This is a genomic window from Nocardia sp. NPDC058499 (assembly GCF_042719915.1).
GTDB lineage: Bacteria > Actinomycetota > Actinomycetes > Mycobacteriales > Mycobacteriaceae > Nocardia.
This window is the reverse complement of the sequence record NZ_JBHXMZ010000001.1, coordinates 1-24,641: the sequence shown is the minus strand read 5'-3', so window position 1 is coordinate 24,641 and position 24,641 is coordinate 1. Positions and strand designations below refer to the sequence as shown.

The window sequence follows — 24,641 nt, the reverse complement described above, 5'->3', positions numbered from 1 at the left end:
CAGTTTTGGGGCGGCAAAGACAAACCCTCTCGGGTTGGGAGGGGGGAGCGCCATCGTGTCGCCTCTGCGCCTTGTGGGGCCCCCATCACAACCAGGCCCGCCCGGTTGTGGGGCGCCGGCGCGCAGGCGCCGCCGCTCTTGATCCTATATAGCCAAATTCGGCAACCACTCGCAGAGTTCAGTCTGCGCACGGAGGATTGACCGCATGAATGGTCTGGTGCTCACGCCCGAACGACGAAACGAACTGGCCGCGTTGCTCGATGACGGGGAGCGGTTGAAGGTCGAGTATCCGAAGGTCGCGGAGTATCTGGATACGGCTCCGATGCTGGCGGGGACCGAGAGTCCGGAGGCTGATGCGGCGTTCGATCTGCGGTTCGTGCATTACCTGGCCGGTGGCGAGTCTGCATCGGGGAATCCTTACTGGGATGTGGTCGGGCCTTCGACCGGCGTAGACGGTGACCGCCGGGTCGTGAACGGTGGTAGTGCCAACGGCAGCGTTCTACTGGGGTTCGCGCAGACGATCTTGCAGGCTGCCTATGCCTACGCGGTTCCGTCGCCGGAGACGATCGAGTGGATTGCGGCCTTCAGCGGCGGGCAGAGGGTTGTCGAGCTCGGAACGGGGCGTAATTACTGGGCGCGACTGTTGGCTGATCAGGGATCGACGGTCCGGGCGTTCGACTCCGAGCCGCCGGATTCGATCGCGAACCCATCATTTCCCGGGGCCAGTGGGCAGCGGGATGTCTGGTATTCGGTGGAGGGCCTGGAAGAGTTCGACTCCGCGTTGGATGGCGACTCGGTTCTGTTCCTGTGCTGGCCGCCGGGGTGGGGTGATCCGATGGCGTCCGAAGCCTTGAAGCTGTTCGAGTCCCGGGGTGGTCGGCGCCTGCTCTACGTCGGGGAGCCGAAGGGCGGCAAGACCGGCGATGACGCATTCTTCGATCGGCTGTCCGACGCTTGGATGATCGAATCGCAGGATGCACAGTATGTTTCGTGGTGGAACCTCGGCGATGTAGCCCAAGGCTGGGTGCTGCGGGCATAGGGCGGACAAAATGAAGTATGGCCCGGTCAAACGAGCGACCGGGCCATAGCTATCTCTTCTGCACGTCAGGTCTGGGGGTCCAGGACCATCCGAAAGTGTGGCATGTCGTGAACGGCCGGAACGCCCGGTCATTACGCCTCCGGCGGCCGGACCCAGAGCACCCGCCGGTGGCCCCGGGCCGCCTACCCGTTCGACAGTGCGGTGATCGCGGATCGCAGGCCGCGGGCGAGCGCGGTGATGGTCGTGGCCTCCCACAGCGGTGCGGCGTAGCGGATCTCGCCGTGGATGCCGGCCGGTTCGCCGCCCGGCCCGATGGATTCTCCGAGTTGGATGAGGATCTCGAACTCCGCTCGCTGCGGCGGCAGTTCGCGCAGCCGGAGCTCGATATCGCCCGCGCCGCCCGGGACCGGGATATCACGGAAGAACGTGGTGACGATCTGGGGTAGTGGGCGGTCCGGTCCGATGTGGGCGGCCGTGGCTCGTTCGAACGGGTAGTGCCTGTTCTCGTGCGCTTCCAGGATGCGGTCGCGAATCTGGTCGATCAGTGGTCCGGCGGCCGGTGCTGCGGTGCGGTCGGTGCGAATCAGGACTATCTCGGCCGCACAGCCGAGCATCGTGTCGAGTTCGGGACGATCGCGTCCACTCACTGCCGTGCCGATGACCAGATCGGGTCCGGCGCCCATATCGGTGAGGGCGTGGACGAGGGCTGCGTGCAAGACGGCGTAGGTGGTCGCCCCCCTGCGACGCGCGGCGTCCCGCACCGCGGCGTGGGTGGCTGCGTCGAGGGTGAACGGCAGCAGCGCCGTCGGGTATCCACCGGCAGCGGACCGGGGGTGGTCCACGGCCAGCGGCGGTGTGTACTCCAGTCCGGCCAGCCGGTCAGTCCAATACCGCGCGTGAACGGGATCGTCGCCGTGCTCACCCAACCATCGTGCGTAATCGGCGAACTGGACCGGCGGCGTCGGCCAGTCGGGTACCGTGCCGTCGGCCCGTGCGACGTAGGCGAATTCGAGTTCGTTCAGCAACAGCGCCAGTGATTCGGCGTCACCCGCACAGTGATGCAGGATTACGAGCAGAACGTGATGTTCGGGCGTCAGCCGGTACAACCGCACCCGCAGCGGCACTTCGGTGAGCAGCCGGAAGCCGCGGTCCAGCTCCGCTGCCAGCGATCGGTTCAGGTCTGCGATGTCGGTGACCTCGCGGTAGTCGACAGCGTCCTCGTCGAATGCCGCGATCCGCTGGATCGCCCCCGAAGCGGTGAAAGGCAGTGTGGTCCGCAGTATCTCGTGCCTGCGCACCACATCGTGGACCGCCGCCCGCACGCTGGCCGCGTCGAGCGGACCGATGAGGTCCACGGCGGCGGGCATCAAATAATCGGCAGCGCCGTCGCTGAGATAGTTGACCGTCCAGAGTCGCTGCTGGCTCGGTGCGAGTGGAATCGCGTCATCGGGACGGGAGGCGGTCCCGTCGCTCTCCCGATACGCGACGGCCACTGATTCCCGGTCGGTAGCGGCGGGATCGCCGCCGCGATCGGCGATGCGCCGCTCCAGCGCGGCGACGGTGGGCGCGTCGAGCAGATCGCGCGGACTCACCACAACACCGAAGGCCCGGCTCGCGGCCGCCGCGAGCCGGATCGCGGCGAGCGAGTTCCCGCCGATACGGAAGAAATCGTCCTGCACGCCGACCCGCTGCTGTCCGACGGCGTCGGCGAACAGCCCGGCGAGGATCTGGCGGCGCGGTGTCCGCGGCGGCTCCGCGTCGGCCGCCGCGGGCATGGTCAACGCGGTCCGGTCGACCTTGCCGTTGGCCGTCAGCGGTAGCGCGGGAATCTGCACGATCACGGCCGGCAGCAGATAAGCGGGCAGGACTCGCGCCAGCCGGGTCCGCATGACCGCGGTGTCGATCGGTTCGGCGGCGACCACATGGGCGACCAGGCTCTTGCCCGCCGCCACCCGGTGCGCCGTGACGACCGCCGCGGTCACCCCTGGCATATTCCGGATCGCGTGTTCGATCTCGCCGGGCTCCACCCGGATGCCGTTGACCTTGATCTGCCGGTCACCGCGGCCGAGGAACCGCACGGCGCCGTCGGCGCCCCAGCTGCCGTGATCGCCGGTGCGGTACATCCGCGACCCGGGGGCGCCGAAGGGGTTGGCCGTGAAAACGGTCGCGGTGCGGCCGGGCATCCGGTGATATCCCTGTGCGAGACCCGCTCCGGTCAGATAGATCTCGCCGACCATGCCCGGCGGTACCGGGCGCAGCAAGGCGTCGAGAATCAATACCTCGGTGTAGTCCACGGCACGGCCGACCGGAATCGCCTCGTCGGGCAGCGGTCCGGTCGGAATCGAGTAGGTGGTGGCGTAGGCGGTGGCCTCCACCGGACCGTAAATGTTGACGATGGCAAGTCCGGGCGCCGCCGCGCGCATCGCGCGCACGGTATCGAGAGGGAGGATGTCACCGGCAGTCGATAAGGTGCGCAGCCGGCCGAGGCTGTCCGGTATATCGTCGACGAGCACCTGGAACAGCCCGGTTGCCAGCAACGCCGCAGTGACCTCTCCGGCCCGCAGCACCTGGCGGAAGTCCTCGGCTCCGAGCCGGTCCGGTGTCGCGATCACCACGGTGTGCCCCTGTAACAGCGGCATCCAGAGTTCCCAGACGACCATGTCCCAGACGTGTGGCGAATGCATCAGCATTCGTGCGTATTCCGGCCCCGCGGCGATCCGGTCGACCGCGCGCGCCACCATCGCCCGGTGCGTGGCGAGTACACCTTTCGGTGCGCCGGTCGATCCGGAGGTGAACATCAGCCAGGCCGCCGCGTCGGCGGGTACCGAGCCGGCCGGTATGGTCGGGACCGGCCCGCCGGACCCTGAGACGCTGCGCACCAGCGCGATATCGTCGACAACGAGTTCGGTGCCGGTGTGGGCCAGTATCCAGGCGACACGGTCGGGCGGGTCCTGCTCGTGCAGCGGAACGCAGATCGCGCCGAGCCGCAGCAGAGCCAGCGCCGCGACGACCAGCTCCGGAGTGCGCGGCAGACGCAGACCCACCGGCGTTCCGAGCCCGACACCGTGCCGGGACGCGAGGTGGTGGGCGAACCGTTGCGCGCGGATCTGCAGTTCGCGATAGCCGATGTGCTCACCCTCGTACCAGAGCGCATGGCGTTCGGGGTGCCGGCGAACGACCGAATCGAAGACCTCCGTGATCCCGCGATCCGTCACGCCCGCCGGATCCTCGTGCGGGCTGCGCGGCACGACCACCGCGGGCGCGCGGGTCAGCCGCCCGGCGGGCGTATCCGCGCACGCCGCCGCCACGTCGTTCATCGCGGTCAGGAGGCGGCCGTGCAGACTCGCCAGGGCCGCGGGATCGCACCGATCGGCGGTGGTGTCCATATCTATGCGCGGCGGCCCGTCACCGAGGTAGATGGCGATGCCGAATGCCTCGGTGTATCCGCTGGATGCCGGGATCAGCCGGGCCACCACGTCACCGAAGCGGATATCGGGCGGAGCGGGCAGGATGTTGAGCACCGGGCCGGTGATCCGGTGTTCGCCGCCCGGGGACGTGCCGTCGGCGAGCAGGTCGAATCGCCGGTAATGCTGGTGACGCAGTACCGTTCGCAGCTCCGCCTGTGTCGCCGCGGCGAGTGCGCCGATGGACGCGCCGGGATCGACCTCGACGCGCAGTCCGACAACGTTCGAGGTCATCCCGAGCGCGCGCCAGGAGCGTTTGGCCGGTACCGGCAGGCCGAGGACCACGGTGCGCGCACCGGAGTCGGCGTGCAGCAGCAGCGCCGTCGTCGCGGCCAGCAGCGCCGGCGGGTCCACGCCCAATCGCGCTGCCGCCTGCTCGAATTCCCGCCAGTCGTCGTCACCGGGACTACCCGAATGCCGTATCGGCCCGGACGCACCGACGGTGACAGGCGGATGGGTGAACATCGGCGCGTCGGGCAGCCCGGCGAGCCGTCCGGACCAGAACGCGCGGTCGTCGGTGAACCGCCGCGAGGTGCGATAACGCCCGTCCTGCTCGACATATTCCGCGACCGTATCGGCGGATTCCGGCGCCGGCTCACCACCGAGCAGCGCGGTGTAGGCCCGCGCGACCGCCCGGATGAGAGCCAGCGACGCGGCGCCGTCGAGGACGATGTGGTGGGCCCGGAGGACCCACAGGTGTCCTGCCGGACCGAGGTCCAGCAGATAGTGGTCGAACAGCGGTGCGACGGCCAGGTCGAAGGCGGGTGGTGCGGTGCGCAGGTAGGCCAGTGCCGCCTCGACCGGGTCGGACGCAGCACCGAAATCGCCTCGGTGCAGGATCCATTCGGTGCAGTCCTCGATCACCTGGCGTGGTTCGGGGCCTTCGGTATCGAGCCGGATGTGTAAGGTCTCGGCGGCCGCGACGACACCGCGCAGCGCGCGTTCGAACAGGCCGGGATCGATGCGCCCGCGCAGATGGACGTAGCCCTCCAGGTGGTAGCGATGATCCGCGCCGTTCAGACTGGTGTAGGCCCAGATCTCTTGCTGCGCGACAGTCAGCGGGAAGTCGATCCGGCAATGCGTTGTCTGCGTCATCTCACTCCGTTCGCGCCGTCGGCGGGCAGGGTCGCGACCCGTTCCAGTTCGGCTTCCAGCCGGGCGATCACCCGGCGCGCCAGATCGTCGTCCAGCAGATCGCGGTGCCAATTCAGTGCCACTGTCAGCCGGTCGCGCGGCCACACCGTCGCGGTCAGCGGAAACAGAGTGATCTCCCGTGACGACAGATCGGTCAGTACCAGGTCACCCATGGTGATGGGGGTCGGCGCGACATCGACCGGATAGGACTCGAACACCAGCAGTGTGTCGAAGTACTCGCGCACCGGAACGCCGGCCGCAGCCTCGATCTCGGCCGGCCCGAGATGGTGATGGTCGAGTAGTACCGCCTGTTCGGCCTGCAGCGCTCGTAGCCGAGCGCCTATCGGCCGGTCGTCGCGGCGGCGCACCCGCACCGGCACGGTGTTGATGAATGAGCCGACCATGGCGTCGATGCCGGGGATGCTCGCCGGCCGTCCGGAGACCACCGCGCCGAACACGATGTCGTCGGCCCCGGTGAGATCACCCAGCACCGACGCCCACACGTACTGCAGGACGGTGTTCAGCGTGACACCGGATTCGGCGGCAACACCGGCCAGTGCGGCGGTGCGCGCGGCCGTCAGCGTCACCAGGTGTTCGGTGTGCGACCGCACCGGATCCCTCGGCGCGGCGCCCGGCGCGGCGACCAGGGTCGGCGCGGCGAGATCGTGCAGGGCAGCGCGCCACGCCGCGGCGGCGGGCCCCCGGTTCTGGGCGGCCCGCCAGCGCAGGAAGGTGGCGAACCCGTCGTCCACCTCGTCCAGGCCGTCCACACCGAGCACGAAGGCGCTCAACAGTTTTCGCATCAGGATCGGCGCGGACCAGCCGTCGAACAGCAGCCGGTGATTGGTCACCGACAGCACGTAACGACGCTCCGCGGTCCGGACCAGCAGGAATCGGATGAGCGGTGGGGTTTCCAGGTCGAATGGGCGCACCTGTTCCGCGGCAAGGACATCGTCCAGTTCGGTGCCGCGGCCGCACAGATCGATTTCCCCGACCTCGATCGGCGCGGTCGCGACGACGAGCTGGCGCCACCGGCCGCCGCCGTCGCGGACGAACGCTGTCCGCAGCGCGGAATGCCGATCCACGACATGCTGGGCGGCAGCGCGCAAGCGTGCGAGATCGGGATTTCCTTCGCAGGTCAGTATCACCTGGAGGGTGTGGACCTCCGGCCCTTCCGCGCGTGCGAGGTCGGCGAACTTCTCCTGGATCGGTGTGAGGGCCCGGATATCGCACAATCGGCCGTAGTGGCGCTCCCAGCGATCGATCTCGGGTTGCCGCAGCCCGGCGGGGGTGAAGTCCGAGGGCGTCCACCCGCCGGCGACGGGATCGGCCGCGTGCCGCGCGAGGGTGCGCAGGACCGTCCCGAACAGCTCGGCGAAGTCGTGGACGCGGTCGGGGCCGATCAGGGTTTCGGGGAACGAGAAGCCCACGGTGAGCCGATCACCGACGACTGCGGTATCGATCGCGAGGGCCACCTCGGCAGGTAGGCCGGGGTCGATCGGATCACGGTTCCTCGCGAGGGCGGTGGGCAGCCAGGGGCCGTTCGCCGCGGAGATCGCGCCCAGATACGTGAACGACAGTTGAGTGGTCTCGGCCGGCAGGTCGACACCGGTATCGAAGTAGCGCAGCAAGCCGTAGCCGATGCCGCCCTCGGGTACGGCAAGTAGTTGTTCCTTGACGGTTTTCACCGCCGCGGCGAGGGCGCGCCCGCCCACGATCGCCTCCGCGATATCGATACCTGTCAGGTCGAAACGGCATGGATAGGCTGCGGTGAACCAGCCGACCGTACGGGCGAGATCGGCGCCGGGCACGAGATCGCCGTTCCTGCCGTGGGATTCCATTCGCACGGGGACGACCGCGCTGTCACCGCCGCGCCACGCGACCATCGCCACGGTCAGCGCGGTCAGCAGGACGGTGTTGGTATCGGTGCCGTAGCGCGGGGGCAGCATGGTGACGGCGGCGGAGGTCGTGGCCTCGTCGAACTCGCAGACGATGCGGCGCATCGTCGAAGGGCCGTCGATATGCGGATCGAGCCGGCGATCGGTGAACAGCGGATCGGGCCCGCGCAGCAGCTCCCTCCAGAGGTCCCCCTGGGCGAGCAGATCGCCGTCATCGGCTCTGTCGCGCAGCGCGTGTGCCCATCGCCGCACCGAGGTGCCGGTGGCGGGCAACCGCGGCGATCGGCCCGTCTCGAGCCGGGCCCACGCCGCGACGAAGTCCGGGAGCAGGATGCGCCAGGACACACCGTCCACCGCGATGTGGTGGACCACGACAACGAGGAGCCCACCGCGATCGCCGCAGCCCCGATCGAGCCAGACACACCGCAGCACGACACCATTGGCCGGGTCGAGGCGGTCGATCGCGGCCTCCGTCTCACGAGCAAGGATCGCGGCCTCTCCGGCTTCGTCGGCCGACGAGATATCAACCCGGCCGAGAACCGACCCGATATCGAAGGAGCCGGGGGGATCGGCGAAGAGGCGCCACTCGCCGCCCGCGTCGCGGTAGAGCCGTGCGCGCAGCATATCGTGCTGGTCGACGACCGCGCCGATCACCTGTTGCAGCGTGGTTTCGGTGAGGCCCGCGGGCAGGTCGAGCACCATGTGCTGGGCATACCGGTCGAACGGCACGTGACCGGAGGCGGCGCGCTCGATCAGTGCGAGGACGGCGGGCGTCGGTGGCAGCTCTCCCACTCCGGCGCCGGGTAGTTCGGCGAGCATATGCCGCTCGGGTGCTCCGGTCGTGGCGAGCGTGGACAGCCCCGCGACGGTGGGCCGTTCGAAAATCTGCGCGGGGGTGACGTGGACGCCCCGCGATTTCGCCCGGGAGACCAGCAGAATCGACATCACGCTGTCGCCGCCCAAGCCGAAGAAGGATTCGTCGACTCCGATCCGATCCCGGCCGAGTACCTGCCCGAACACCTCGGCCAATATCTGCTCCACCGGCGTCGACGGCGCACGGTACGGAATGTCGCGTGGCGCCGGTTCGGGCAGTGCCGCCCGATCGACCTTGCCCGCGGTGGTGGCGGGGAACGCTTCCAGCACGACGATATCGTCGGGCATCATGGCGGCCGGGAGGGCGCGGGTCAATTCCGTGCGGAGGGCGTCCGGCGCGCAGACCGCGCCCGCTACCGGCACGACATAGCCGAGGAGCCTTCCGTCGGGGCGCAGCGTCGCCACCGCCTGTGCGACTGTCGGGCACGCCGACAGCGCGGCCTCCACCTCGCCCAGTTCGATGCGTACACCGTGGCGTTTGACTTGCAGATCGGCTCGGCTGCGGTACTCCAGCAGCTCGGTCGCCGCATTCCACCGGACGATATCGCCGGTGCGGTACAGCCGGGCACCGGGTTCGAAAGGGTCCGCGACGAAACGCTCGGCCGTGCGCGCGGGCTCGCCCTGATAGCACTGCGCCAGCTGTGCGCCCCCGAGATACAGCTCGCCGGGCAGCCCGTCGGGCACCGGACGCAGTCGCGCGTCGAGCACGTACGCCCGCGTATTCGTCGCGACCGCACCGATGGGTATCGACGCCGTATCCGGCACGTTCACCGGATATCCCGTGACAGCGCCGGTCGTTTCGGTCGGCCCGTAGAGGTTGTGCAGCCGCGCGGGGGTCGCCGCACCGAAGCGCTGCGCCAGGGCGGGGGAGAGCGTCTCCCCGATGGTGAGCACGCGGCGGACGCAGGCCGGAAACCCGGACACCACAGTGAGGTGGTTGCTCAGTGTCGAGGGCACGAACTGGAGGGTCGTCACCGCGTGCGCGGCGATCAGCCGGGTCAGTTCGGCCGGGTCGGTATGCGCCGACGGCGGTGCGATGGCAAGGGTCGCTCCGGTACTCGCGGGCCAGAACAGTTCCCAGATCGAGACGTCGAAGGTGACCGGCGTCTTCTGCAGGACGGTGTCGGTCTCGTCGAGGCCGATATGCTCGGTCATCCACCGCAGATGGTCCACCACCGCCGTATGCGGGACCGCGACCCCCTTGGGCACGCCGGTCGAACCGGAGGTGAACATGAGATACGCCAGATTGCCGGAGCGCAGCGGCGCGTGCCGGTCGGCATCGCACAGTGGGGTACCGTCTTCGTCCACCTCATCCGGCCCGTCGAGGTAGTGGACGGGCACGGCATCGGTGGTGAAGCCGGCGCCGCGCGTGCTCAGCACCAGCACCGGCTCGGCCACGGTCAGGATTCGATTCAGCCGCTCGGCCGGATGACCCGGTTCCAGCGGCAGATAGGCACCGCCCGCCTTCAGTACCGCATACACCGCGACGACCGCTTCGATCGAACGGTCGATCGCAACGCCGACCACCGTATCCGGCCGGACACCACGCCGAATCAGACTGCGTGCCAGTCGATTCGCACGGGCGTCCAGCTCACTGTAGGTGACAGATTCTGCGCCGTACACCAGTGCGATCGACTCGGGCGACCGGCGTGCGATCGATTCGAAACCGGTCAGCGTCGTAGCGTGCAGGTCCCGGGCGCGCACCGGGCCGCCGCGGCGCAGAATGCGCGCGCGTTCCTCCTCGGCGATGAGATCGACCCGGGCGACCGGAGTTCCGGGAGCGGCCACGAGCTTCGCGAAAAGCCTTCCGAACGTGGGCAACTCGGTTTCGGGCAGCCCGACTTGCCACTCATCGTCGGTGTGCACCGCGGTCGGACAATCCGGTCCGGCAGGGCCGGCTCTACGCTGCCGGAGCAGCGCCCCGACCTGGGCGGCGACGCTGCGGAAGTCGTCGCGAACCGCCACCGTCACGCCGATTTCGATCGCGGCGGTACCGGTCCGATAGCCGACGGTCACCCGGTCCGCGCCTGTCCGGCGATGCGTGTACACCGCCAGCGCGGCCAGCACGACCGCCGCTGTCCCGCCGCCGGTGCGCCGGGCCAGCGGACCCAGCCCCGGCGTCTGCTCGAGCGGGCGGTCGAGTGTGCTCGCCTCAGGGGTAGGCATGGAATCCCCTTCCCGATTTGCGGCCCAGATGCCCGTTCTCGACCAGCGTGACCAGCACGTTCGGCACGCGATAGCGGCCGTCGCCGGTGGTATCGCGCAGAACCGCGAGCGTATCGGCCACGTTGTCGAGGCCGATCAGATCCGCGGTGCGCAGTGGCCCCATCCGATGGCCGAGGCAGCCCTCGAACAAGGCGTCGACCGTGGCCGCGTCGGTTCCGGATTCGGTGACAGTGGCGGCTTCCGCGATAGCGAGCATGAGCACGCGGTTGATGACGAAGCCCGGACCGTCTCCGACCACGATGCCGCGTTTGCCGAGTGCACTCAGGAAGTCGAGCGCGGTGGCCAGGGTGGCCGGCGCGGTCTGCGCGGTGGTGATCACCTCCACCGCCTCGGTCAGCGGCGCGGGGTTCATGAAATGTAGCCCGAGCATCCTTTCCGGTCGGGTGGTGCGGGTGGCCAGGCCGGTGATGGGAATGGCCGAGGTCCCCGACGCGAACACCGCCGACGGCGCACATACACGGTCGAGTTCGGCAAATACGCGGTACTTGAGTGCGACCCGCTCCGTGACGGATTCGATGACGAAGGTGGCTTCGCGCAGCTCCTCGACATGCTGCGACCACCTGATGCGGCCGGTGATCCCGGCGAGCTCGCCGGGGCCCGGACCCCGGCCCAGCAGCACGCTCGAACGCAGCGCCGCGCGGATACCGCGCCGGGCACGTTCGGCAGCAGCGGGATCGGGATCGACCACAGTGACGGGCATGCCCGCTTCGGCCACGCACTGGGCGATACCCGCGCCCATCGTGCCCGCGCCGACCACGCCGACCCGGTGCTGTGCGGTCACTGGTGGACCTCCTGTTCGTCCTGGAAGGCTTCGATGCCGAGTACGGTGTCGTGCACCGGTTCGTCCGGTCTGTCGATCGCGGCCCGCGCCAGCGCGACCAGTTCATCGGCGATCGCCTCGGCGGAGGACCGGTCGAACAGTGCGGTCGCGTAGTGCAGACGCAACTCCCTCGAGTCGGGCACCCAGGCGAGCGCGAGTTCGGTCGCGACGCCCTCCGGCACGACTCCGGCGTGACCGAGGTACCGCAGGGGCGTCGCGGCGGTACGCGCGACCGATTCCGGCGAGCCGGCGCGCAACGTCCGCCAGGTGGTGTCCCGGTGGACTGTCACGATGACGTCTCGCGCACCCTCGGGCCCGTCGGGCAGGCCGATACGCAACCGGTCACCGCCGCTGTACCAGGCGAGCAGAACCGTATATGCGTCGAACAGCCTGGTCTCGAAGGGTTCGAGGTCGGCACGATCCAGCTCTATCGCACGCGTGACCACGTCGTATTCCATGGTCGTCCCCGCGCGTGGTCGGTCGGTGGGGATCGATGTCGTCACCTCCGAGTCCCGCCGGGGTCCGGCGATCAGCGCCTCGATCGGCGGCGCGCCGGCGTCCGACACCATCGCCGCCAGGATCTCCAGGAATGCGTCGCCGAGCGCGGCCACCGTCTGTGCGGTGAACAGTTCGGTGCTGAACTCCAGGCACGCGCCGATATCGCGGGGGACGCTGTCGGCGTATTCGAAGGTGACCAGCGTCAGGTCGAATTTTGCAGTCCCGGTGGGCAACCCGCCGAATTCGTTGCCTGCGGCGTGGTCGAGATCGAACAGTTCCGTGCTCGCCTCGTCGATCCGCTCCATTCGTGGCGTCACCTGGTGGATGTAGAGCACATCGAACAGCGGTGTGCGCGACAGGTCGCGCTGCGGCGCCACAGCATTGACCACCCGGTCGAACGGGATCTCCTGATGTTCGAGCGCATCGAATACGACCGAGCGCACCCGGGTCAGCATGTCCGGCAACGTGGTGTCGGCGGTGAAGTCCGTGCGCAAGGCGACCGTACTGTTGAAATAGCCGATCAGGTCCTGGAATTCGCTTCGGCCGCGCCCGGTGGTCGGCGTGCCGACGACGATATCGCGTTGGCCGCTGTGCCGCGCGAGAGTCAGATAGAAGGCGCTGAGCAGGACCACGAACAGCGAGACCGATGAACGGCCCGCCAGCGCACGCAGATCGGTGAGCAGCTGGGCGGGGAGGGTGAACGGATGCAGATCGCCGGCATAGGTCTTGCGGTCGGGTCGTGGAAAATCCGTGGGCAGCCGTAACACCGGTGCGTCGGCCAGCGTCTCGCGCCAGTAGTCGAGTTCGTGGTCGAGCGCCGAACTCGCCAATAGTGCGCGATGCCAGGCCGCGTAGTCGCGGTACCGGATCGGCAGTGGCGCGAGGCGGTGCGGCCGGCCCTCGCGCCGCGCGGCGTAGAGCTCCGGCAGCTCACGGCCGAGAATTGTCGGCGTCGCACCGTCGGTGACGGCGTGATGGCAGGTCAATTGCAGGACATGGGTATCCGGACCCACGGTGATGAGCAGTACCCGCAACAGCGGGTCCACAGCGAGATCGAACGGCTCGGTCGCGGCAGCGTGCACGAGGTCGCGGGCCGCGGCGTGCGGATCGGGTTCCGCGGAGACGTCGACGCGGCGGACGTAGTCGTCCAGCCGATCATGGATGCGCAACACCGCGACGCCGTCCACCTCGGCGAAGTTGTACCGCAGGGTCTCGTGACGCTCGACGAGGTCGTCGAAGGTGCCGTGCAGCGCGTCGGGGTCGATCGGCCCGCGCAACAACTGGACGACCGGGTAGTTGTACAGCGTCGTCCGCGGATCGAACTGGTGGTGGAACCACATCCGTTCCTGCCCCGAGGACATGACCGGTTCGTCGTGCGCGACCACGGCAGGGATCGGTGCGCGCGCGGCGCCGTCGGCGCGCCCGGTCGCGAGAAGCTCGGCGAAATCGGCCAGCCGGGGACGCTCGTAGACGTCGAGCAGTTTCGGCCGGAAGCCGTAGGTCTCCTCGATCCGGTCCACCAGCTGTACCGCGATCAGCGAATTACCGCCGAGGGCGAAATAGTCGGCGTTTTCGTCGATCTCGTCGTCGGTGTACAGCAGTTCGGCGAGGGTACGACGCAGCCAGCGCACCGGATCGGAGTCGTCGGGCGGCGTGGCGGACGCGGCGGGCGGGACGGCGAAATCCGCCGCGGCACGGGGCAGGTCGACCCAGCAGCCGGATTCGCGCATCGGGTGGCCGGGCAGACGTATCCGGCGGGCGTGGCCGGGCGCGACGGCCGGCCAGTCGAGGTCGACACCGTATTCGTACAACCGGCCCAGGAGTTCGTCCAGATCGGCGGTATCGGTGGCTGCGGAGACGATCTCGGCTTCCGGCACGGCGTCGGTGATGAGCGCGGCGAGCCTGCCGTCCCGGCCGGGCTCCACGAAAACCACCGGTCCCGCGGCCATGAGGGTGCGCACCGCGTCGAGGAGCCGGTCGCTGTCGACGGTGGGCGCCGCGCCGGCGAGTTCGGCCGGGTCGACCCCGGCGCGGGAGCCGAGCAGGTACCGGGCGGCGAAGCGTGACGATCCCGCACTCAGCAGTGCCGCGAGCCGGATCCCGCACGCGGTGAGCCGTTCGTGCACCGCGATCTGCCCGGCCAGCACCGACGCCGTCGTTCCGGTGGCGGGCAGCTCGAGGGGCAATGTGGCGACGGTGCCGGCCGTGCCTGGTCGGACCGGAACGGCGTCGGGAGACAGCAGCAGCACCACGCGGGGCGCGGTCGGCACGCGGTGCGCGCGCACCGCGGTCTTCTCCAGCGCCTCGGCGAGTTCCGCCGTGTCCGAGGCGGTCACGGCGACCCGGTGCTCGTACTGGTTACGACCGACGGTGAGAGTCGCGGCCACTTCGTCCAGCGTGGCGTCGGTGCTGCGCACCGCCCCGGCGAGCCGGGCGCACAGCTCGCTCAACGCCTCGGGCGTACGCGCGGAAACGCCGATCAAGTGGGCGCGGCGCGACGGCGGGGTGGCGGGCACCGGCGGAGCCTGCGACACCACGCAGTGCGCGATACTGCCGCCCAGGCTGAAGGAGCTGACTCCGGCGGCGCGCACCGCGTCACCGCTCCACGGGCGACTCTCGGTCACCACGTCGATACCGGCGGCCGCCAGGTCGAAATCGCCGGTCGGCCGGGTGAAATGCAGCGAGGGGAACAGCTGCGCCTCCGATACGCTCAGCACCGCTTTGACCAGGCCGGCGATACCGGAGGCATGGTCGAGGTGACCGATATTCGTCTTCACCGAGCCGATGGGCAGGCCGGGGCCGCGACCGAAAACCGCGCTGATCGATTCCAGTTCCACCGCGTCACCGAGCCGCGTCCCGGACCCGTGGGTCTCGAGATAACCGGCCGCGCGCGGATCGAGTCCGGCCGCCTCCCACGCCTTGGCGATCACGGCGCTCTGGGCGGCGGCGCTGGGTGTGCTGATGGTGGCGGCGGCCGCGCCGTTGTGCCGGGTCGCGCTGCCGCGGATCACCGCGTGGATCGGGGCACCGTCGGCCAGTGCCCGGGCCACCGTGGTGAGCAGCAGGATCGCACCACCCTCGCCGTTGACAGTGCCGTCGGCGTCGGCGTCGAATGCACGGCAGACGCCGGTGGGCGACATGATCTCGGAAAAGCTCCCCCCACCCCAGGACGGAGTGCCGTGCACCCGCACGACAACACCACCCGCGAGTGCGTAATCCGCGTCCCCGGAACGTATTTCGCGGCACGCGTGGTGCACCGCCACAAGCGCGCTGTTGCATCCGCTGTCGACCCCGAAACACGCGCCGGTGAACCCGAACCGGTGCGCGATACGCGCCGGGCCCGCGAAGGTGGCGTTTCCGAGCAGGCTCAACGGGCCCGGGTCCACCGCGGCGGAGTGGTAACTCGACTGCGCCGCACTCAGCGTGACGGCGGTGACCGCCAGGGCCAGCCGCTGCGTGGTATATCCGGCGTCCTCGATCGCGCGCTGGGCCAGCAGCAGAGCGAGCCGCTGCTGCGGATCGGTGACACACGCCTCCCGGCGGGACATCCCGAAAAAGCGGTAGTCGAATCCGTCGATCTCGGCGAGGTGCCCCATCGGCAGGTACGTAACGGTGTCGTCCAGGCCGGTGGCGGTAATCCGCTCGGGCGGCATCGGCCCCACCGAATCACGCCCCGCGGCCAGATTGGCCCGGAATTCCGCGAGGTCGGCAGCGTCGGGGAAGCGCGCACCGATTCCGACGATGGCGATATCGGTGTCACGCGCGTGGGCGGTGGCGTGGCTGCCGGGGTCCGGCACAGTGTGCTCCTGAGGGGTCACAGCTCGAAAGCTCGAGTGGAGTCGGGTACCAAGAGTTCCGCCGGCACCGCGGCGCCGGCCGCGAGCGCATCGGTCTGGTCGCGGATCGTGCGCAGATCGAACAGTTGACCGACGCGTACCGCTCCCGGCCGGTATTGCTCGAGCAGCAGATGCAACACGACTACCCGGTGCGAGTTGCCACCGATCTCGAAGAACGAATCGTCGAGATCGAAGTCGTCGTGTTCGAGCGCGGCGGACCACAATTCGGCGATCTCGCGTTGTCCGGGGGTCCAATCGGCGCGCGACGGCCCCGGCAGCGGGGGATCGTCGGCCCTGGCCAGCAGGGCGGCTGTGTCGAGTTTGCCCGCCGCGGCGATCGGAATCGTATCGATCGGCACGAACCGGCTCGGCACCTCCAGCGGTGTGAGCCGTTCGGCGCAGTGCCGGGCCAGTTCCCGGCGACCGGGCGGCGCGGTATCGGCGGCGGGCACGATGAACGCGACGAGGTCGTCGATCTCGTCGCGGCCGGTGTGCACCACGGTCACCGCGTGCGCGACACCCGGATGGGTCTCCAGCACCGCCTCCACGGCGTCTCGTTCCACCCGCGCGCCGCGTATCTGTACCTGGCCGTCGGCGCGGCCGAGATAGTCGATATCGCCCGCGCCGGTGAGTCGCGCGAGATCGCCGGTGCGATACATCCGCGCGCCGGGTTCGCCGGCGAACGGGTCGGCGACGAAACGGGTCGCGGTCGTGCCGGGACGACCGGCGTAGCCCATGGTGATCTGATCTCCGCCGAGATACAGCTCGCCGCTATCTCCGTCGGTAGTCACCGTCAACTTCGGCCCGAGCACGTGCGCGGAATTGCCCGGCAGCGGCCGGCCGATGGGCACCCGCGCAGTGTCGGCGACAACGTGCCATACGCAGGTCACGGTCGCCTCGGTGGGACCGTACTCGTTCATCAGGACGACGCCGGGCAGCACTTCGCGATGCCTGGCGGCCAGCGACGAGGACAACGTCTCGCCCGCCAGCGCGACCACCGTCGGCGCGGCTGCCGCCTCGGCCAGAATCGGCAGCAGCAACCGGTAGTACGACGGCGTGGCGACGAGGTGACTCACCCGCGACCCGGCCACGAGCGCACTGACCGCCGCGGCGTCGGGCAGCTCGCGGTGGGTCGGCACCACCACAGTCCCGCCCCGGGTGAGGGCCCACGGACCGAAGAGCAGTGCGGCATCGGCGGTGAGCGGGCAGGTCGACAACGTGACCGGTGTGCCGTCTTCGCACGGATAGTCGCGTCCGGAGATCATCGCGGCCAGATTGCCGCGGCTGACCACGACCGCTTTGGGTGCGCCGGTGGAACCCGAGGTCGTGATGACATAGGCGGGCGCCGACGCGGGCGGCGCCGCGGGCAGCGGACCGGCCGGTGAGGTCGCGCCCAGCGGTACCAGGGCGGGCCGGACCGACGCGGGGGAGAGCAGTGCCTCCATTGCCCCGTGCGGTGTAGCGGGCGCCTGCTCATCGAATATCACAGCGGTACACGGCAAATCGTCGACCAATGCACGCACCTGCGCGCCGGACCGGCCGGGCTCGGCCAGACACCACGCTGCCCCCGCGCGTAGTGCGGCAAGCATCGCCACCACCGTCCACATGTCCTGCCGCAGCAGACACAGCACCACGTCGCCGGGACGCACACCCGCCCCGACCAGACGCCCGGCGAGAGCGGCGGTGCGGTCGACGAGTTCGCGATAGGTGAGGGTTTCCCCACCGGAGATCAGCGCGCACCGATCCGGGAACTCGGCGGCCCGCCGCAGCAGACCGCCGATCAGATCGCCGGGCGGTGTCGGCGCATCGGCCGACCGTACGAGCACGTGAGCGCTGTGGGACGCCACGGTGCGTCCGTCGTGACCGAGCAGCACCCGTTCCGGGCCTTGTTCCAGCACCACGAATCCGGCGAAGCGCAGCGTGACGAGCATGACCCGGTTCACCTCGGTCGGCACGAACTCCGCGACACAGCGTTGCCCGCGCGCACTCGCCCGCTCGACCAGGTGCGCCAGCAGCGCCCCGCCGACCCCGCGCGACATCACCCGGCAGGACATGAGCATCAGCAGCAGCACCGAATCCGTGCCGCGCATCTCGGTGACCGCGAGCCCGATCGCGCCGTACTCGCCGAACCGGTCGCACAGGGTTGCGATCAGCACCTCATGCGCGGGATCCGCGCTCAGCTCCCGCAGCTGCCCGATATCGAAGGTGCGGCCGGTCGTGTTGAGCTGGTGGGTGCGCACCGTGAGTTCGTGCGCGCGGTCCAGATCCGCCTCATGCGCCCGGCGCACGGTCATCACCAGCCCGAGCCCGCGCAGGAATTCGGCATCCGAACCGGAGAAGGACTGCTCGCTGGTCCGCCTGCGCGCTTCGGCACGGTAGCGCTGCCTGCGCTCGCGTGCGTCGCGGGTGACGACCGCCGGGCTGAATTCCGCGAGATCCGGTAGTTCCGCGACGTCCTCGGCGGCATAGCACCGCACCTGGGGCAGCGCGGACGCCACCTCGGCGCGTTCGACCGGATCGTTGTCGACGAAGGCGACGGCATCCAGGCCGATGTTCAGCGACTCCGCGATCCGGTGCACCGCCGCCGATTTCGGTTCCCAGCCGATCTGCGTCGCGCAGAACATCTCCTCGACCCCGTGCGCCGCCAGATGCGCGAGCGCCGGAGCGGGCTCGCCGCGGCTCGCGACCGCGTGCACGATGCCACGCTCGTCCAGCAGTCGGAGCGCCCGGCGCGCTTCCGGACGCGGTGCGCGGGCGTCGCCTTCCAGCACCACACCGTCCCACAGTGTGTCGTCCAGATCCCACACCAGGCATTTCACGATCGAGTTCATGAAGACATCCCTCCCCTGTCGCCGTCCGGCAGGCGACGCAGCAGACTGGTGCTCCACGCCGCGACCGGGCTGCTGTTCAGCAGCAGCAGGTGATCCCCCGGCGCGCGCGTCTGCGCCGCGAGGTCCAGATTGACCAGCACATCCGCCGAGCCGAGATGGCCGAAACCGGCGAGATTGCGGTGGCAGGCCGGATCGATGCCGACGCCGAGCGCCTCCTCCCAGAAGGCGAACGCGCCGGCCGACAGGTTCTGCATCAGTACCGAACCCAGATCATCCGCACGTAAACCGTTGCGGGACAATATCTCGTCGTTCATCGCGGTGAATCGATTGCGGCTTTCGACCGCGAGCCGGAAGCTGTAGGTGGCCTCGTCGGCGCAGGTCTCGCGCCACTGATCCGACGGTAGGTCGCGATAGTCGATCCGGAACAGGTCCGCGTAGCGGCCGTCACTGCGCACCTCGTGGTCGACCAGCTGGTACCGGCCCCCGGGGCCGGTACCGAGCACAACGGCAGCGGCTCCGTCACCGAGGATCGTCATCGGCGCGCGATAGCGGAACCGGGTCGGCGCGGTCGCCGCGGCGACGACGAGTACGGTGCGGCACCGGGTGTCCCCGCGCAGCAACGCCGCCGCGAGGGTGAACGCGGCCGAGATCGACACGCATCCGAGCTCGCCGATCCCGGCGACGAACGCGCGATCCGCGCCGAGGCGCTGCTGCAGGCGCGTGGCCTCGGAGGCGAGCAGATAGCGCGGTGCACGCCCACCGACCACCAGCAGTGCGTCGAGTTCGCTCGCCGCCAGCCCCGCGCGGTCGATCGCCCCGCGGGCCGCCTGGGCGGCGAGGTCGTGTTCGGCGGCGTCGCCGGCGCAGCGCACAGAGGTGATGCCGAGCGACAGCGCGTGCGCGCGACGAGCGGGCGGTAGCTCCGAAAGCTCGGCGAGATCGGCTATCGCGACGGTGGATTCGGGAAAAGCGGTCGAGACCGGTCCTAGAGAGATCATGAATTTCGCCGTCAACTCTCCGCCACCAGGGCCGCCGCGGCGCGAGATTCGCCGACGGACCGCAGCACGAACTCGCCGAGATCCTGTTCGGCGATCTCACGCGCGCCCTCGATGATCTGCATGACCTTGGCGTCGCGGTAGAAGCGGCCGGCCCGGCTCCCGGGGGCACAGCCCGCGGCACCCAGTATCTGCACCGCGCGCTCGCTCGCCGCGCACGCTGCCCGGGCTGCCGCGTATTTCGCGGCGATGGTGGTGAGGTACGCGGTCGGCTCACGGTCGTCGCGGTCACCGGCCGCGCGGAGGCACAGCGCCTCCGCGCCCGCCACGTCCACCCAGCTGCGTCCGAGCGCGGCACGTACCGATTGGTGGTCGGCGAGCCGGATATCGCCCTGGACCCGGTCGTGCGCATGCGTTGCGGCATCGCTCAGGCACGCCCGCGCCATTCCGGTGCAGCCCCATGCGATCGTGTACCTGCCGTGGTCGAGTGCGGTTCCCAGCACATGCGACAAGCCGAAACCCGCCCGGCCGAGGATGTTCCCGGCGGGCACCCGTGCCGCATCGAAGGACAGGTGCGCGAGGCGCGCGCCCCGCATGCCCAGCTGATCGGTCACCGGTTCCACCTGCACGCCGGGCTGATCCCGCTCCACCAGTGCGGCGACCGGGCCCTCGTCGGATCGCCCCACCACCAGCACCACATCAGCCAGCGCCCCGAAAGTGACCCATAGCTTGCGGCCGGACACACGTCGCTCGGGCCCGGTACCCGTGAAGCGGGTGGTGATCCCCGAAAGGTCGCTGCCGGCCCCGGCTTCCGTCGCCGCGAGAGCCGCGACCAGCTCACCACCGGTCAACCCGGGCAACCAGTGCGCACGCTGCCCCGGGGCGCCCCAGCGATCTATCGTCGCAGCGACCATGCCCTGCACCGTGAACAACGAACGCAGCGACGTGCACACCGCGCCCAATTCGGCGGCCGTGCGGCCGGTTGCCGACGCATCCGCGCCGCGACCGCCGTAACGCACCGGCCGATCCATCCCGAGCACGCCCGCTTCTGCTGCGGCGCCGACCATTTCACGCGGCATCCCGGTAAGGTCCCATTCGGCCGCACCCTCGGCGGCGCGGCGAAGTAGAGGCTCCAGCCGGCTCACCTGTCCGCCCCCAGGTCGGCGTTGGGACCACATTTGCGGGTGACGAAGGCGGCCGTCCGCCGAGCCGTCCGGAAATTGTCCAGATCCAGGTCGTCGATATCGATCTCGATGTCGAAAGTACGCTCGAGATAGGCGACGATCTCCAGTGCTCGAAGCGAATTCACCAGACCCATACCGAAGTAGTCGTCGTCCGGTCGCAGCCGTGTGTCCGTCACCACACCGAAATACCGCACCAGTCGCTCCACCAAATCCGGATGCGGTGGGGTACCTTCGTCGCTCATTTACAGCCCGTCCTCGCCTGGAAATCACCCGCCGGATATCCAGGCGGAAAGCTATCAGCGGGCGGCCGGTCACACTTGCCCCCAATTCCTCTGCCGCCGGAACTTCGGGATGAGTTCCACTGCGCGCTCCGGACCTGATATGGGCTGGTCACCACGGTATTTGGAGTCGAACAGGTCGGATTGTCCTGACGAGCTGCACCTTCAGGCCCGGCTTATATGTCAACTCCCGGCACGATCACGCGACCCGCGAGCGAGCCGCAGGCGGGCGCCTGCCCCGCTCGCCTCCAAGCCGGCGCACTGCGATCTCCTCGACCACAGCGGCATCTGTGGATTGTCACCTGCATGACCCCAGATGGCAGTGGGCCTGGCCGGGGCAGCCGTGTCCACGGGATCCCACCCGCCCACACCCGTCGTCGCCGATCCGGCGGGAAATCAGGCTCTTGGCGGAGTAGATGGAGGCGGCCGCGCCTCGTCGAGGCTATCGATGATCAACTGGGATGCGCACATGGTCGGCCACCGACCAGCCCAACACCCGCGGTCGTGAACTGCCGACGATCCAAGGCACAGCCGACATCCGTCCGCAGGATCAACAACCCTGCTGACTGAATCTCCCCGGGTGCGCACGGAACCCGGGGAGATTCAGTACGACCTGTCCAAGGGCAGTCTGATGAAGATCCTCCAGGATCACGGCATCGAGACCCGCTTCCAGTCCATGACCACCGACGAGATCGACCAAGCCGTGGACCTCTACCGTGCAGGCGACTCCATCAAGACCATCGCAGCCAAGCTCGGCAAAGCGAAAGGCAGCGTCTGGAAGGCGTTGACAGGCAGCGGAGTGGAGATGCGTCCGTCGACGCGATAGCGATGCTTTGAGCATAATGCCGTCTGCGTATAGGGCAGACGTAACGCGGGGGGTGTTCAAGCGCGACATGTACGAGAGGACTGTCGGTGTGTCCGAGTACCCTTCACGGCAGATCCGAAACCGATGCTACGAGCAACGGCAGAGCAACAGGATTTAACCGCACTACCATCGTGACCACCTCTCGCCGGGACGCAAGTCTCAGCCGGAAGATCTCTCAAGGAGAAGCGTTGCAGCTGGTCGACACCCAGGTGACCTACTACCGCTCGATCGAGGACTCGGAGCGGTTCGTCATCGAGCCGGACGTGACATGCCTGGTCGGAAAGAACGAATCCGGCAAGACAAATGTCCTACAGGCGCTCTATCGGCTAAAACCAGTCGAGAAGCTTGCCTTAGACGAGGTGATCGATTTTCCTGCTAACCTTTCCGATCCGCGGGATGAGGAGGGGGAGAAGCTGGCAGTTGTGTCGGCTCGTTTTCGATATCAACCGCACGAGGTCGAACAGATTGAGCATGAGCTTGGCAGCGGGTTCTTGCACAGTCCAGAATTCACGGTCACACTGAACTATCCAAATTCCAGTAAGACATACACTCACAGCTATGATGAATCGGTTGCCGTTGCGCATCTAAAGTCTGGCCTCGATCTCTCACCGACTGCCGAAGCCATAGTGGGACCGACAGGCACCATTGCTGATCTACTCGCCGCACTGGATGAGTTAGATGAGCCACCATCAGCGGCAGTAGCGCTCGCCGACAAGATCCGTGGATGGCGGAACCAGAGTCTCGGCTATCATCTTATCGACGAATATGCGTCGCCAATGATGCCGACGTTCGTCTACTTTGGCGACTACGACATCATGCCAGGAAAGGTGTCTATCCCCGACCTGGTTGCACGTCGTGAAGCTGATGAGCTCAACCGGGGAGAAATGGCACTCGTCAGCCTGCTGGACATGGCTGGAGTGAAGCCGGAGGACTTTAAAAAGACCGACCGCCACGAGCGTCTGATACGCGAACTGGAGAGAAGCGGAAACATAATCTCAAAGGAGGTCTTCAAGTACTGGTCACAGAACACGGATCTCGCTGTTCGGTTGAACATCCTTCCGGTGGAGGACGGTGCGGCTGCGCCGTACAACAACGGACCGATTCTTCAGATTCGAGTGTGGAACCAGCGTCACAGTGTTTCAGTTCCATTCGATGATCGCTCTCGCGGCTTCGTCTGGTTCTTCAGCTTCTTGGCGTACTTTAACAAGCTGGAGGTTGCCGGGGACACTGATCTGATCTTGCTGCTGGATGAGCCCGGACTGTCCCTGCACGGTCGTGCGCAAGAGGATCTGCTAGATCTGATCGATAATCGGCTCGCACCAAAGCATCAGGTTCTGTACACGACCCATTCGCCGTTCATGGTGTCACCTAAAAAACTGCACCGTGTGAGGACGGTGGTGGATCAGGATGAAGTCGGCACGAAGGTTTCAGCGGAAGTGCTGAAAGCCGATGCTGACACTGCCTTCCCGCTTCTGGCGGCAATGGGAATAGAATTGACGCAAACGATGTTCGTCGGCGAGGATACGCTCCTAGTCGAAGGACCAAGCGACATGATCTATCTCGATGTCCTCAGTGATGCAGTCGAAGCGTCGGGGCGAACTGGTCTCGATCCTCGATGGGTCAAGACACCAATCGGCGGCTCCGGGAAGTTGTCAACTTTCGCGACACTTCTGGGGGCTAATCAGCTCAATATTGCCGTACTTATCGACTCCAGCACGCAGGATACACAAGCCGTGAAGCGGCTCCGCGATAACGGTCGTCTGGCAAGTAATGGGTTGGTTGAGATCAGCGAATTCACAGTCGCGAAGGATGCCGATATCGAGGACTTGTTCGAGCCGGATTTTTATCTCCAACTCGTGAATCAGGCATTCAAGCCAGACTTGTCAAAGCCGATCGCCTTGGCAGACCTGACGGGGGACTCTCCGCGCATCGCGAAGCGGGTAGAGGGCTACTTCCAGCGAAGTGGAATCGCGCGCGGAAAGAATAGCCACTACAAGCCAGCTGCACTCCTACTGCGCGAGCAGAATAAATTCATTCCGAAGTTGAGTGACGCGACCCTTGAGCGAGCGGAACAGCTATTCATCCGATTGAATTCGCTGATCAAGAGCTGATAGCGAAGAGGAATTAAGTACTGTTCGGTCTTCGTCCTGAATCCGGCACCATTACACCGGCATCGGTCAAAGTCCGGTGCGCGGCGGTCTTGGCCGGACACTCGCCGACGAGGCAGTCCAGGTGCACCTGCATCGCTGAGTGGGCGGCGGTGATGCTGGACGAAGCCCATGTGGCGTTGGCGCAGGCGATTTGGTCGAGTAGTGAGGCATCCAGCATCAGCGGCGTCCCCGTGCAGTCGCCGGAACGTCGAGGACAATGCGACCACGGGGTGACTGGGCATAGGAGCTTCCTCGCTGGCTCAGTGTCCAGGTGTGCGGGCGCGTTCCAGCAGAGGGACGAGCGAGGAGTCCGCAGTAGTGGAGCCATCGCACCGCGGTTCGGACACGTCGTGCTGCGAGACCGGTCGCTTGGGCGAGTTCACCCACCGACAGGTGATGGCTGCTCGTCAGTGCCTTTATGACGCGAGAATCATCAATGTGCATGCCGCCGATACTGACCCGCTCCCCATGGATGCGACCAGCCGGAATTAGAGTCTCGTTGGCCCTGGTGAGGGCCAGAAGGGACGATAGGGACCATGGCTGGACGCAA

The 24,641-nt window shown here is 67.9% G+C and carries 11 protein-coding genes; 3 read left to right on the top strand and 8 right to left on the bottom strand.

Going from position 1 to position 24,641, the window contains the following annotated elements; translation table 11 throughout:
* Positions 1-205: 205 nt before the first annotated feature.
* Positions 206-1,039 carry a hypothetical protein gene (locus ACFWPH_RS00055; protein WP_378747175.1) on the top strand — a complete coding sequence of 278 codons (834 nt, stop codon included), beginning with the start codon at positions 206-208 and terminating at the stop codon, positions 1,037-1,039.
* 182 nt (positions 1,040-1,221) lie between these two features.
* Here ACFWPH_RS00055 and ACFWPH_RS00050 read toward each other — a convergent pair whose 3' ends face one another.
* The 8 genes from ACFWPH_RS00050 to ACFWPH_RS00015 are packed head-to-tail and all read right to left on the bottom strand — an operon-like array spanning position 1,222 to position 21,040.
* Positions 1,222-5,598, bottom strand: a complete 4,377-nt coding sequence (locus tag ACFWPH_RS00050; protein WP_378747174.1) for an amino acid adenylation domain-containing protein — start codon at positions 5,596-5,598, stop codon at positions 1,222-1,224.
* Positions 5,595-10,574 carry an amino acid adenylation domain-containing protein gene (locus ACFWPH_RS00045; protein ID WP_378747173.1) on the bottom strand — a complete coding sequence of 1,660 codons (4,980 nt, stop codon included), beginning with the start codon at positions 10,572-10,574 and terminating at the stop codon, positions 5,595-5,597. The genes ACFWPH_RS00050 and ACFWPH_RS00045 overlap by 4 nt, the downstream gene beginning before the upstream one ends.
* Entirely contained in the window at positions 10,561-11,415 is an 855-nt protein-coding gene (locus ACFWPH_RS00040) for a 3-hydroxyacyl-CoA dehydrogenase family protein (protein WP_378747172.1), read from the bottom strand. The genes ACFWPH_RS00045 and ACFWPH_RS00040 overlap by 14 nt, the downstream gene beginning before the upstream one ends.
* Positions 11,412-15,770 (bottom strand): condensation domain-containing protein, encoded by a 4,359-nt coding sequence (locus ACFWPH_RS00035; protein WP_378747171.1) that lies wholly within the window; start codon positions 15,768-15,770, stop codon positions 11,412-11,414. The genes ACFWPH_RS00040 and ACFWPH_RS00035 overlap by 4 nt, the downstream gene beginning before the upstream one ends.
* Positions 15,767-18,619: an HAD-IIIC family phosphatase gene (locus ACFWPH_RS00030; RefSeq protein WP_378747170.1), complete on the bottom strand. Its 2,853-nt coding sequence runs from the start codon at positions 18,617-18,619 to the stop codon at positions 15,767-15,769. The genes ACFWPH_RS00035 and ACFWPH_RS00030 overlap by 4 nt, the downstream gene beginning before the upstream one ends.
* Positions 18,616-19,617 carry a 3-oxoacyl-ACP synthase gene (locus ACFWPH_RS00025; protein WP_378747169.1) on the bottom strand — a complete coding sequence of 334 codons (1,002 nt, stop codon included), beginning with the start codon at positions 19,615-19,617 and terminating at the stop codon, positions 18,616-18,618. The genes ACFWPH_RS00030 and ACFWPH_RS00025 overlap by 4 nt, the downstream gene beginning before the upstream one ends.
* Positions 19,618-19,628: 11 nt before the next feature.
* On the bottom strand, positions 19,629-20,759 hold the full coding sequence (locus ACFWPH_RS00020) for an acyl-CoA dehydrogenase family protein (RefSeq protein ID WP_378747168.1): 1,131 nt from the start codon (positions 20,757-20,759) through the stop codon (positions 19,629-19,631).
* Positions 20,756-21,040 (bottom strand): acyl carrier protein, encoded by a 285-nt coding sequence (locus tag ACFWPH_RS00015; RefSeq protein ID WP_378747167.1) that lies wholly within the window; start codon positions 21,038-21,040, stop codon positions 20,756-20,758. Before ACFWPH_RS00015 ends, ACFWPH_RS00020 begins: the two co-directional genes overlap by 4 nt.
* 616 nt (positions 21,041-21,656) lie before the next feature.
* Between ACFWPH_RS00015 and ACFWPH_RS00010 the strand changes: the two genes are divergently transcribed.
* A complete protein-coding gene (locus ACFWPH_RS00010; protein ID WP_378747166.1) occupies positions 21,657-21,902 on the top strand; it encodes a helix-turn-helix domain-containing protein in 246 nt (81 codons plus the stop codon).
* 227 nt (positions 21,903-22,129) lie between these two features.
* A complete protein-coding gene (locus ACFWPH_RS00005; protein ID WP_378747165.1) occupies positions 22,130-24,052 on the top strand; it encodes an AAA family ATPase in 1,923 nt (640 codons plus the stop codon).
* Positions 24,053-24,641 lie beyond the last annotated feature (589 nt).

Excerpts from the sequence above, each read along its gene's own strand:
- ACFWPH_RS00050 (WP_378747174.1), bottom strand. The coding sequence starts at position 5,598 with ATGACGCAGACAACGCATTGCCGGATCGACTTCCCGCTGACTGTCGCG.
- ACFWPH_RS00015 (WP_378747167.1), bottom strand. The coding sequence starts at position 21,040 with ATGAGCGACGAAGGTACCCCACCGCATCCGGATTTGGTGGAGCGACTG.
- ACFWPH_RS00055 (WP_378747175.1), top strand. The coding sequence starts at position 206 with ATGAATGGTCTGGTGCTCACGCCCGAACGACGAAACGAACTGGCCGCG.
- ACFWPH_RS00025 (WP_378747169.1), bottom strand. The coding sequence starts at position 19,617 with ATGATCTCTCTAGGACCGGTCTCGACCGCTTTTCCCGAATCCACCGTC.
- ACFWPH_RS00030 (WP_378747170.1), bottom strand. The coding sequence starts at position 18,619 with ATGAACTCGATCGTGAAATGCCTGGTGTGGGATCTGGACGACACACTG.
- ACFWPH_RS00045 (WP_378747173.1), bottom strand. The coding sequence starts at position 10,574 with ATGCCTACCCCTGAGGCGAGCACACTCGACCGCCCGCTCGAGCAGACG.